Raw genomic sequence first — 12062 nt, forward strand, 5'->3', positions numbered from 1 at the left:
AACCTAGCATCTCGACAACCTAGCATCTCGACAACCTAGCATCTCAACAACCAAGCCAAGCATTCCGACAGCCAAGCATCTCGCTCAGTGTCTTCTTACCTAGCCTTACCTGCCTGCCCATCAGTCCAAGCCAACTGTTACTGCCAGGGAGCCTGGGACAGCACAACGCGAACCCCGCGTTAACGGGACACGTCATCTTTCTTTTCCTCTTCAGACCGAGCATCTTCAGAGTCTGCTTCTGGTTCTGCTTCTGGTTCAGGATCTGGCTCAGGGTCGGGAAGCGGTTCGCCATCTTCATCCACCAATTGGTGGTCGTATGCTGCCTGAAGACCTGTTTCTTCAGCCGCTGGCGGAAGCTGGGTATCATCTTCCGTGGTTTCTTCTGCCCAGTCAGCCCAGTAATCGATATGGCCCGGATAAATCGGCGATAGAATCGCCACCACAATACCGGTCGCCGCGAACACCGAAAACGCGTAGGCATACCCGAAGCCATCCACCAGCACACCGACAACTGGAGACCCGGCTGCCTGACCCAGTGCACAAGCCATGAAGGGTAACACCGGCCCCACCGATAAACGGCCCGGCAACAGGCGAATACCGGTCATCAGATAGAGTCCTGTCAAACTCATGTATGCCAGCCCGAATATCAGCGCAGAAAACATCGCTAGCCCCAGCTGGCTTGGGCTGGCAGCCAACAACACCAGGCTTGCCGACAGCATCATCAACATTAAGGCTTGGGTAATCGGTGGATTGTTACGGTCGGCCAGATCACTCACAACCGCCCCACCGAGACCGGCAAGACCGACGGCAAACCATATCCACCCCGTATGGCTGGACGACAGACCGCCGAGTGTCACTGCCAGATCTGGAGCAAAAAGCCAGTACGGTGCAGACACAAACCCCATGGCAAAAGCAAACAGGGACAGCCGGATGAGGCGCGACTGCTGTGAGCGGGTAAGCGGTGGTGGCGGCGCTGCGTTAGCTGGCAATACCCGTGACACCGACGGAATGAAATACCAGGCAGCCAATACACCGATGCCTGTCAGAACGGCAAAAGAAACATAAGTAATACGCCAGGCATTAAAAAGGAAGATAACCGTTGGCACTGCCACGATAATCCCGATACTGGTACCGGCATTCATGATCGAGCTGACACGGCCATGCATGGAGCGGCTCACCAAGGCCTGCATCGCGGCAGTCAATGCAGGCATCATCAGGCCGGTGCAGACACCACAGACAAACACACCGAAGCCGAGCATCAGAGCATCAGACGCCTGGCTGATCAGCGTCATGCCAACCGCCCCGAGTACGCCCGAAAGTACGGCGACATTACGAGCGCCCAGCCGGTCAGCCGCAAGTGGAGCGACGATTGTTGCCAATACAAAGCTGATGAACGGCAAAGCCCCGATAATACCAACCACATAGGCGGTCAGTTCCAGCTCGGTGCTGATAGACGGTACAAACAAGCCAAATGCAAAACGCGCAAGCCCGTAACTGATGGCCACCAGCGCCGCCCCAAACAGGGCAAATCCCATGTTAGACAAAGGCCTCATACCGAGCACTCCACTTTTTGTAGGTTTTACATACTGGCAATGGTTCTCATCGTCTCAATAACCTCCGATATGAGCAATGAAAAACCTTGCCGCTATTCGTTTTCATTAGGGTCTGTTGACGTTTCATTCACGGCCGCGCTGGTGTCAGTTTTTATTCGGGGCAAGGCAGGAGGAGAGACGTTTGGTAACTCCAAATGAACGACGACTAACGCCGCAGCGGATAAAAACTGACCCAGCCCTTCGGGTTGCGCTTCAAAATGCACCATACTGCGTTGCGAAACTTGAGAAGGGAACCACCCTTAACGGCGTTCCGCGCCTTGTCTGGCACATTTTGATGCAGCAACGCGGTTCGTGATGAAACGTCAACAGACCCTAGTATATGCCGACGGACTGAAAGCGTTATTGATAAAAATCACCGACTTCTAAATTAATAACGCGGCTATCTCTAAAACTCTTCGTCTTTAATTAACATTCTGTTAACTATAAATTTTTAAAAACTGCTTTTAAAAACTTACGGGTCTCTAAAAATTCACCATCAGCATCTCTAGATGGAGAAACTATCTTTTTAGTTAGTCTTTTGTAAACAAAACGTTAACTTTCATCACAAGCAATAAAAGTTAACAAGACCAACGTAATAAAACAAACGTTTAATGCTTTATAATCAGTAATAACACCATGCAATTATTAATAAAAGTGTCAAAAAAACACGCTTTGTATCAGGTTAATCATTAACCAGATTAAACAATGAGTCGCACTGCATGGTTTTCCAGTACCAGATTTCTGCCTTCAGGCGATGGCCCGTTATTCGGCTTGGCCGCCTCATTGACGACCGAAGAGACTGATTCATCATGAAGACACGCCGCCCGTTTCCTTGCACCTTTGTCCCCGCTATTGTCTTTGCCAGCCTGTTTTTCAGCGGCTGTGCGTCTTCTGTCTCGCCGACAGGTATTCCGGTACCGCCAGAGGCCCATCCCTCTGCAAAGCTGCTTGAAGGCCCACTGAAAAATGACAAGGCACTGTTTCCCAAGGGGAATTACCAGGGCCCCATTCAACAGGTCCAGTATTTTCGTGACTGTGAAGACCAGTGTACGAATGAACATCTAATAGAGACCTTTGACTTTGATCCTGCCGGGCGGTTAACACGCCATGAACAGCCAGGCCTGGATCGGGTAGAGTTTTTTGCCTACGAAGAAAACGCGCATCACCCCGGTCGCCGCCTGCGGGAAAGCCTCAGCGGCGATGAAACACTGGAAACCTTTTACCGTCACGATGCCCATGGCAATGAACTGGCATCGGTTTCCATCGACCACAACGGCGAGATTCACCCGTCACGTCTGCGCTTTCGTGATACCCAGCAGGGTATGCGGGTTTCCGATGATCCGACGTTTTCAGGCAACGCAGCTGATACACGACAAACGCGTACCTTCTATGCCAAAGGCCGCCTGAGTCGCTTCGACGAAATTTTACCTGCCGAACCCGTTCAGCAGGCGACAGCAGCAAGCGAAGGCTCAAGCGAAACCCCAACTGAGCCCCCTGTCGCTACCCATAAGACACAGCTGATAACCTATGATTTTCATCCCAACGGACAGCTAAAAGAGCAGGTCATTTTCGGTTATATCAACAAACAGATCACTTCAACCGATATCATTCGCTTCGATGAGAATGGGCTGAAAACCATGCATTACGCTCAGGAAGCGGGTTTGCCAGCAGAAGATACTGTCTTTACGGATTATGTGCTGGATCAGTACGACAACTGGATCTCACGTCAGAGATGCCATACCAATGCCGATGGCGAGCTGTTCGACTGCCGCCAGGAAGCGCGCAAAACTGTTTATTATGCGCAATCATCAGTACCACCAGCACCTGCCTCACCGGACGAGTAACAGCCATATCCAGCAGGGGGTGATCAATCAGCGCCCCTTGTAAGGACGACCCGGGTCGATATCCGGGTCGACATACCACGGCAACCCCAGACGCGAATTGCGTTCCAGCTCCGCAATCACCTGGGCCCCCAGCAGCACGATAATCGCGCCCACTTCAAGGCTGAGAAGAACGATCACCAAGGTTGCCAGCGAGCCGTAGATAACGCTGACAAATGAAAGATTGGCAAAATAGTAAACCAGTAATAGCCGCACCCCTTCCCATAATAACGCCGCCACAAAGCCGCCCACCACCGCACGGCGTAAGGCGATACGAACGACGGGCAGCACCTTGTAGATCGCACTGAACAACAGAAATACCCCAACAAAACTGGTCAGGTTAAGAACCGGCTCAGAAAGGGCCGCTAGTGGCAGCTCACGCTCGAAAATCGCCATCACCAGTGTATTCAGAGAGCTGGCTAAAGTAACCACCAGTGTCAGCACCATTAACCCTGCCCCCAACACCAGCATGAAGGCATAAGGCAACATGACGGATACCCAGGCGCTGCGCTTTATATGGGGGGCTTCGGGGGCATGGAAGATAATTGCCAGGGCGTCTTCAAGCATACGAAAGGCAAAGGAGCTGAACAGTAGCAGCATGGGAAAGCTCAGAATGCCGATGACGTCACCGGAATCCAGCAGGCCACGCACAGCATCCAGCAGAACTTCCGCATGGGCAGGAGCCAAATGGCGCGCCTGAACCGCCAGGACATTCAGCAGATGCTGTTCATCAACCAGCTGAGCCAACAGCACTACCAGCACCGCAAACAAAGGCACAATGGAAAGCAGAATATTGTAGCCCACTCCGCCAGCAAGCAGGATGCCACGGCTTTTAAGGAAATGGCGCAGCACACGCCAGACAAAGTGAGCCAACCGGGGAAGCAGAAGGAGGGCAGCACTCAGTAATGTGGGGGTTCGAGCCATGGCTTATCGTTATCCTTTACGCAGAGGCCTGATAGACAAATGGCCCCGAAACACCTAGGGCGCTTCGGGGCCATTGTTGCCAGCGGATGTGTTACCGGTTAGCAGTTGCGCTATTCGGCCGTTGCCAACAGGCTGGCATTACCACCGGCAGCAGTGGTGTCGATACACAGGTGACGTTCCACCACATAACGTTCTGGTGAAATTACCTGAGTTTCAAGCGGAACGATAGCACCATCACGCTTGGCAAGCGCAATGCGCAACTCGCGGGTCCAGTCGCTGGCACCGGCGGCGGCGACACTCTCGATACCTTTGACGGTTACCAGGGTATCTGCCGGGATGATGCCATCCAGTCCCTTCACGGGTGCGCCAGCATCAAGCAGCGGTTTCACCGCTTCTACAGCGCCTGGCACGGCGACTACCACAGGAGAACCCGCCCCTAACGCCTGCACTGCCTGGGCAATGGCAATATCCAGGGTCGGCCCGAGGCATAATACGGGGCCTTTCGGGTACATCGCCAGACGGTTACTTTCGCCGGTTGGCCCTGGCAGCGTCTGTGGGGTCATATCCAACGCTGCCGTTTCAGCCAGCGCCTTGCGTACGACTCCCCCTTTACCGGACAGCGTCTTGCGCAGCACTTCGACTCTGTCGCGACGGGCAGCCCAGCTGCGGGAATCCAGCTTATCAAGGGCTGACTGAAGGTCGCCCAGGGTCACGTCATTGCCTGTTGGCGCTTTGTGCTCCTCAGCCTTGGCAGTACGCCGGAAACGGGTCAGATAGAGCGGGCCACCCGCCTTGGGGCCAGTGCCTGACAGGCCTTCGCCGCCGAAAGGCTGGGAGCCAACGATGGCACCGATCTGGTTACGGTTAACGTAAATATTGCCCACGTGAATACGCTCAACGATCTGCTGAACTCGGTCATCAATCCGGGTATGCAGGCCAAACGTCAGCCCGTAGCCTCTGTTGTTGATATCGTCGACCACTTTGTCGATATCCCGCGCCTTGAAGGTCGCGACATGCAGAACGGGGCCAAAGATTTCACGCTCCATATCTTCGATACCGTTCACTTCCACCACGGCAGGCGTCACGAAGGTACCCACCTCGGGTGCTGGCAGCGTCTTCAATACCTTGCCTGCTTTCTGCTTCGCGGCCACATACTCGCTGATCTCGGTCTGAGCGTCAGCGTCAATGACAGGTGAAACATCGGTATCCGTGTTCCACGGGTCGCCAATGGTCAGCGCATCCATGGCACCATCCAGCATCGTCAGCAGGCGCTCACGCGCTTCTTCCTGGACATAGAGCATGCGCAGTGCAGAGCAGCGCTGACCGGCCGACTGGAAGGAAGAAATCAGAATGTCGCGCACCGCTTGCTCGGTGAGCGCGGTGGAGTCGACGATCATGGCATTCAGACCGCCTGTCTCGGCGATCAGCACGGCATCCGGGCCAGCGTTTTCTGCCAACGCCTTGTGGATAATCTGCGCTACCGGGGTCGAGCCGGTAAAACAGACGCCCGCAATGCGCGGATCGCTGGTCAGCGGTCCACCGACTGTCGGTCCGTCGCCGGGCAGCAGTTGTAACGCCGCTTCCGGTAGACCCGCCTCACGCATCATATCAACCGCGCGCGCGGCGATCAGCGACGTTTGCTCGGCAGGCTTGGCAAGCACGGCATTACCGGCTGCCAGCGCGGCGGCAATCTGGCCGGTGAAGATGGCCAGCGGAAAGTTCCAGGGGCTGATGCAGACAAAGATACCCCGTGCACTGCCAGGTTCTTCTGTCTCCAGGCGCTCGCATTCGTTGGCGTAATAGCGCAGGAAATCCACCGCTTCACGCACCTCGGCAATGCCATCAAACATCATCTTGCCCGCTTCACGGGTGGTGATGACGGTCAGTTCAGCAATGTGCTCCTCATAGAGGTCGGCGGTGCGGCGCAGGACGTTGGCGCGCTCTGATACCGGACGGGCCGACCACTCACGGAAGCCTTCTTCGGCAGCGTCGATAGCGGTCATGACTTCTTCCGGCGTTGCATCATGTACCTGACCCACCACGCGGGACGTATCCGCCGGCGATAGGGCATCGCGGGCTTCTCCCTTGGGCGCTGGGTTGCCAGCCAGCATCGGGCCTGCGGTCCAGGTCGTGTCGGCAAACGTCTCACGCGCCTCCAGCAACGGCAGGATTGAGGCAGGCTCATTGATCCGGTAGCCCCTGGAGTTGGGACGATCAGGCGCAAACAGCTCGCTTGGCTGACGAATCTGGGGGCTGGAGACATCGTCACCCAGCTGCTGGAAGCCTGTCACCGGGTCTTTCGAGACCTCGCTTGGAGGAATCGAACTATCCACTACCTGGTTGACGAACGAGGAGTTCGCACCGTTTTCCAGCAAGCGGCGAACCAGATAGGCCAACAAATCGCGGTGCGCGCCGACCGGCGCATACAAACGACAATGCGTGCCTTCCGATTCCTTGACGATATGATGCAGCGACTCCCCCATACCATGCAGGCGCTGGAATTCGTAGCTGTCCTTATCGTCGCCTCCCATGGCCACAACAGCAGCGCAGGTGTGGGCGTTGTGGGTTGCGAACTGCGGGTAGATGCGATCACGGCGGTCAAGCAGCATTTGCGCGCAGGCCATGTAGCTGACATCCGTATTCACCTTGCGGGTGAATACAGGGAAGGTTTTAACGCCCATCTCCTGGGAGATTTTGATTTCGGTATCCCAATAAGCGCCTTTCACCAGCCGCACCATGATTTTGCGGTCGTAACGCTCGGCCAGCGCGTAAAGCGTCTCGATCATCGGGGCTGCGCGACGCCCATAGGCCTGTACGACGACCCCGAAGCCATCCCATCCATCCAGGCTGTCATCCGCCATCAAGGCTTCAATGATATCCAGCGAAAGGTCCAGCCGGTCCTGTTCTTCCGCATCAATATTGAACCCGATATTGGCCTTAGCTGCCTGCCGTACCAGTTCCTTGGCACGCGGCAAAAGCTCTGCCATCACCGTTTCTCGGTGGGTATATTCATAACGCGGATGCAGTGCCGAGAGTTTTACCGAGATACCGGGGCTGCCACGCACGTCGCCCTTGGCCTGTCTGGCAATGGCCGTGATCGCCTTGGCATAGGCGTCATGATAACGAACGGCATCCTCGTCAGTACGCGCCGCTTCGCCAAGCATGTCATAGGAATAGGTGTAACCCTGTTTTTCGAGTTCACGGGCATTTTTCATGCCCTCCTCGATGGTCTGACCAAGTACGAACTGGCGACCCAGAATCTTCATCGACTGGCCAACTGCCTTGCGCACCACCGGTTCGCCCATACGGCGCACCAGGCCGCGCAAGGCCCGGGTCGGCCCCTTGGGGTCATCGTCCAGTACTTTACCGGTAAGCATCAATGCCCAGGTCGACGCATTAACCATCGACGACGATGATTTACCCAGGTGGGCACCCCAGTCGGATGGCTCAATTTTGTCATGGATCAGATCATCAATGGTTTCCGCATCGGGAACCCTTAGAAGTGCTTCCGCCAAGCACATCAAACCAACGCCTTCAGCGGTTGATAGCCCGTACTCAGCCAAAAACGCCTCCATCATCGAAGGAGATCGTTCTTTACGCACGCGCTCAACATATTTTGCGCCGACGGCGGCCACTTTCTGGCGATCGTCTTCCGACAGTTTGATACGCTCAACGAGTTCACGGAGCACATCGATTTCGGCGGCATCGTAGTTAGCGCGAATACGCGCCCGGAGGTCGCTGACGGCGGTATGCAGGTGAAGCTTTGCTTCGTTCATAATGGATTCCCTTTTGCGACTCGGAAGGCAGCGTCGACATGTCGGCTCGAACGTTATTATTGTCGACAATCATGCTGAAAAGGGCCGGACAGCTGCCGCTTGTTATACTATTTTACATTTAACTACACGAAATTTTGAGATGAAAGCCTCTTTTCACGGGGCTCGTTAACGGTTCGCGCCATTCCAGTAAACCATTCTGATGAACCGTTTCGTGAAAACCGTGATGCTATCCAATGGTTTACCTTGAAAATAGAAATTCACTTTTTTTACCTTATGCAAGGTTTCATCATAATCACTCTTATGTCCAACACATCCTCTAACGTTTGGTTAACACAAGGCATCCACTTCAGTGTTCAACTCGACGCCATTAGACAGCTAATATTCCGTCAGAAAAGAGTATTTTTAAAGCCCTCTAAAAATAGGGGATTACCGAGGAACTAACAAAGGAGCGTGTATGGCACTGACATTTCAGGGTGTGAATGAACAGGCGCATTGGTTTTCAGTCGATGACGGGGTAATGGGAGGTATTTCCCATAGCGGGTTTAGCGTCGCCAATGGCATAGGATGCTTTCAGGGGGATGTGTCATTGGAAAACGGCGGCGGATTTGCCTCTGTTCGTCGCCAACCTGATGATTTCGAAACCACGCTGACAAAAGCACGCGGTATCAGCTTGCGCGTATGCGGCGATGGTCGCACTTACCAACTGCGCGTAAAAAGCACTCAGCTTAACGATGCCAGCGCGTATCGCGTGAGGTTCACCCCGACCCATGATGGCTGGGAAACATTATATTTGCCATGGGAGAACTTTGAAGCGGTACGAAGAGGCACCTTGCTGACAGATGCCCCCTCGCTTCATCCTTCCGGTCTTACTCAAATTGGTTTTTTGATTGCCGACCGCACGGCAGGCCCCTTCTGTTTACAAGTGAGTCAGATAGAGGCCTTGTAGATTCTACTAGCGAGGCATTAACTTTATAGGCTTGCCAACACCTTGTTCCTGGAGGCGTTTTCACGCGCTGCGTAAAGAGACAACTCATCAGTCACCTGGGCACCCAAGGCTTCTTCAAAGGCATCCCGATTTGCGTTACCGGCATACGCTTCGCTCTCAGTGCCGCCAAGGTTCGACTGGAAGATACCCGCCGCACTGACTGGTAGGAAGTCTTCATAGGTAATCGGTTGTGCTTCCACCAGCCCCTGCGCGATCAGCGTATCCATATCGGCAGTGTCAACGCCTTTAGCGGCCTGCCCTTTCTCGGTCAGGTGATAGTGAAAATACGCTAACGCCTCACGGCGCATGGTTTCGTCGTTATCAGGGAACCTGGCAAAAACGTTATTCATGACCGTCTGGTGGGCGTCGTTATCCAACCCGGCGGTTTGCTTGCGCCCTTCATTCAGCAACTCGTCGTAAAGCGCGCGGCCTTTCGGCGTTAGTGCCACACCGCGCTGCTCAATTTCACCAAAGCGAGCGGTGTGGGTACCTTGGGCATCACCAGCAAAGCGAGTCGACTCTTCTAACGCTTTAAAGCTGGTCTGGCGCAGCAGAATCGGACACTCACGACGTGGCGGCCCTTCAATGACGGCTTTGGGGTTCATACCCATCTCTGGCATGCGACGCTGCACTTCGTCGATATCCAGGGTGCGCGGCGTCAGGTGATTAATATGCGGCCCTCGGAAGCACACCACATCAGCAATCAAGCGGTGCTCATCATGCAGCGCCTGATAGGTATCCAGATCGACCGTCGCATCCTGGTGCCAACGGAAAGTTTCCAGGGCTTCTTTGACGAACTGATCGGCCTCTTCGCTGGTTAATCCACCCTGTGTTTCATGACGCTCGATAAGTTCACGCGCCCCTGGGGTAAAGATATCGCGCCTGGCCAGAATCTCTTCTGAACGCTGACGCAGCGCCTCACTTTCAATGAGTTCTAAACGTAATAGCGAGGTAAACACGCGGAAAGGGTTCATCGCCAATGCGTCATCGTCGATAGGCCGGAAGGCGGTTGAGTGAACCGGTACACCCGCTTCTGAAAGATCGTAATAACCCACCGGATACATGCCCATAACAGCAAACAGACGGCGCAGCATGGAAAGCTCTGCAGCGGTTCCCACGCGAATGGCCCCGTGACGCTCTACGCTCAAACGTACTAATTCACCCTGTGCTTCCAGGCGACGATGCAGTTCAGGCCGCTGACTCAGCGTTTCCTGGTTAACGCGGTCAACAAGTTCAAGTAGCGTGCCGTACTGCGGCACTTCAGCTTGATACATGGCCGACATCGCCTTGGAGAAGCGGTCACGAACATCATTGGTTGAAAGAAGATCTGTTTGAGTCATTTAATTACACTCTCTTGTCTTGTCTATTGTTGGGATAAAGATGAGATACCGATTTAAATTGCGCCAGTAGCGCCTGAAGCGGGTGCAGTAAAGTTTGCGCTGAGTAGCGTTTCACCTGGCGGCGGCAGGACTAGCTGGTGGCTAGCACCGTGCGGTTGGCATAGTCCTGTTGGAATTGACCATCGCGATCATGCCTTGAGCGTCTCCAACGCCTGCTCGATGAGGCCTAGCCCTTCTGCCATGACATCTGGCTCAGTGGTCAACGGCGGTAATAAGCGCAAGACATTTCGTTTGCGACCACTGGGCATTAATAAGACACCGGCATCACGACCGGCTACCAACAGATTGGCTAAGTGTTCCGCCCCCGTGGCGTTTTCAGTGTCTTCAAAGACGATGCCGCGCATAGCGCCAACACCCGTCATGGCCCCTAGCATGGGGAACCGCTCGCTGGCTTTCCAACGTTGGTAAGCACTCACAACCGCCGCTTCCTGGGCATTACCCCATTCACTTAACGCTTCGTCCTGCATGATATTCATCACCGCCAATGCGGCTGCGCAAGCCACTGCATTACCTGAATAGGTGCCTCCTAATGCGCCTTTGGGCAAGGCATCCATTAGCTCTTTACGGCCTACCAGGGCGGCAAGCGGAAGACCTGAGGCAATACTTTTTCCTAATAAAATCAGGTCGGGCTCAATGCCGAGGTGAGTGAAACCGAAACGCTTACCGGTTCGGCCGAAACCTGATTGGATTTCATCACAAATCAACAAAATACCGTGTTTATCGCAGATTGCCCGCAGCTCTCTGGCAAACTGAGGGCAAAGTAAGCGAAAACCGCCTTCTCCCTGAATGGGCTCAACAACCACACAAGCGACTTCGCTAGGGGCAATCTCGACGTCAAATACACGCTCTAAAGCAGCTAGCGACTGTTCGGCGGATACCCCACTGTCATGTCCAGGAAACGGCACGTGATAAACCGGGCCAGGCAGCGCACCTAAACCGGCTTTATAGGGCTTAACCTTGCCGTTCAAATTGAGCGCGGCCAAGGTGCGGCCATGAAAAGCATCGTCAAAAGCAATCACACCTTGACGACCCGTAACGCCACGGGCCACTTTCAGCGCATTTTCTGTCGCTTCTGCCCCACTGTTCGTCAGCATGCATCCCAGCGGATAAGAAACCGGCACAAACTGGTCAAGGCGCTCTACGACAGAAAGATAGCCACGGTGAGGCAATGCGTTAAAGGCTGAATGCATAAGAGTATCGACCTGCGCCTTAACAGCCTCAACCACCGCTGGATGGCCATGCCCCAGGTTAAGCACACCAATACCGCCAATAAAGTCGATATAACGCTGCCCTGCCTCATCCCATACCTCTGCATTACGCCCTTTAGTAATACAAACGGGATGAAGAATGCCTAATGCACTACTGACGTTGGAAAGTTCCATCGTCGAAAACGCTCCTGAAATAGCCGTGTACTGTTCTATCAAACAGGTTCATCCGACAGATCACAAACGAAAAAAAACGCCCAATGCATTCCAAAAGGGAATGTATAAGTTGAATAATTCTTG

General features: G+C 54.2%; 7 protein-coding genes. 2 read left to right on the plus strand and 5 right to left on the minus strand.

All coding sequences use genetic code 11. The features are described from left to right. Positions 1-179: 179 nt before the first annotated feature. Positions 180-1553 carry an MFS transporter gene (locus ACU6TU_RS15600; protein ID WP_447142286.1) on the minus strand — a complete coding sequence of 458 codons (1374 nt, stop codon included), beginning with the start codon at positions 1551-1553 and terminating at the stop codon, positions 180-182. A gap of 848 nt (positions 1554-2401) precedes the next feature. Here ACU6TU_RS15600 and ACU6TU_RS15605 point away from each other — a divergent pair. After that, positions 2402-3436, plus strand: a complete 1035-nt coding sequence (locus ACU6TU_RS15605) for a hypothetical protein (protein WP_447142287.1) — start codon at positions 2402-2404, stop codon at positions 3434-3436. A 27-nt stretch (positions 3437-3463) separates the two neighbouring features. On the opposite strand, the gene ACU6TU_RS15610 is transcribed toward ACU6TU_RS15605, so the two are convergent. Beyond that, a complete protein-coding gene (locus ACU6TU_RS15610; RefSeq protein WP_447142288.1) occupies positions 3464-4396 on the minus strand; it encodes a YihY/virulence factor BrkB family protein in 933 nt (310 codons plus the stop codon). Positions 4397-4506: 110 nt separating this feature from the next. Continuing rightward, positions 4507-8172, minus strand: a complete 3666-nt coding sequence (gene putA / locus ACU6TU_RS15615; RefSeq protein WP_447142289.1) for a bifunctional proline dehydrogenase/L-glutamate gamma-semialdehyde dehydrogenase PutA — start codon at positions 8170-8172, stop codon at positions 4507-4509. 454 nt (positions 8173-8626) lie between these two features. Here putA and ACU6TU_RS15620 point away from each other — a divergent pair, with 454 nt between their 5' ends. Continuing rightward, positions 8627-9118 carry a CIA30 family protein gene (locus ACU6TU_RS15620; RefSeq protein ID WP_447142290.1) on the plus strand — a complete coding sequence of 164 codons (492 nt, stop codon included), beginning with the start codon at positions 8627-8629 and terminating at the stop codon, positions 9116-9118. Positions 9119-9141: 23 nt separating this feature from the next. On the opposite strand, the gene hglS is transcribed toward ACU6TU_RS15620, so the two are convergent. Continuing rightward, positions 9142-10497 carry a 2-oxoadipate dioxygenase/decarboxylase HglS gene (gene hglS / locus ACU6TU_RS15625; RefSeq protein WP_447142291.1) on the minus strand — a complete coding sequence of 452 codons (1356 nt, stop codon included), beginning with the start codon at positions 10495-10497 and terminating at the stop codon, positions 9142-9144. Between the two features lie 188 nt (positions 10498-10685). Next, the gene (locus ACU6TU_RS15630) at positions 10686-11939 is read right to left on the minus strand and encodes a 2-aminoadipate transaminase (RefSeq protein WP_447142292.1); all 1254 of its coding nucleotides are present in this window, start codon (positions 11937-11939) and stop codon (positions 10686-10688) included. Positions 11940-12062 lie beyond the last annotated feature (123 nt).

Source organism: Halomonas sp. LS-001 (assembly GCF_052983955.1).